This is a genomic window from Streptomyces sp. UF-297, from assembly GCF_058245575.1.
On record NZ_JBSIBZ010000260.1, the window covers coordinates 1 to 435 of the forward strand.

The following is a 435-nucleotide window of genomic DNA, read 5'->3' on the forward strand; positions in this document are numbered from 1 at the left end:
GATCGCGGACACGCTGGCGATCGAGGACCAGAAGCAGCTCGGTGCGGTGCTGCCGGCGCTGGCGTCCTGGCGGCGCCACGAGCGGGACAAGTCGGCGACGGCGGGCTGGCGTTACCGCGTGACGTGGGCTCCTGCCACCGAGCAGGGCACTGCACGGCTTTCAGGACAGTGGCTGGTCGTGACGCCTGCCGGACCTGCGGCGGCCGAGCTGACCCGGGGAAGCGTGGCGGCGCTGACCGCCCGCGGCGCCGAGACCGTGATCGTCGAGATACCGGCCGGGACCGTGGACCGGCCCGATGTGGCCGCGCTGCTCGATCAGGCGCTGCGGAGCGCCGGTACGGACCCTGCCGCGCTGTCCGGTGTGGTCTCGCTGCTGGCGCTGGACGAGACGCCGCTGCCCGGCCGCGAGGTCGTGGCCCAAGGCCTGGCCACCAC

The 435-nt window shown here is 74.3% G+C and carries 1 protein-coding gene; it reads left to right on the forward strand.

The window, feature by feature from the left end; translation table 11 throughout:
- Positions 1-435, forward strand: a 435-nt coding sequence (locus AC4IJH_RS43735; RefSeq protein WP_490857602.1) for a hypothetical protein, incomplete at both ends; no start/stop codon positions are given.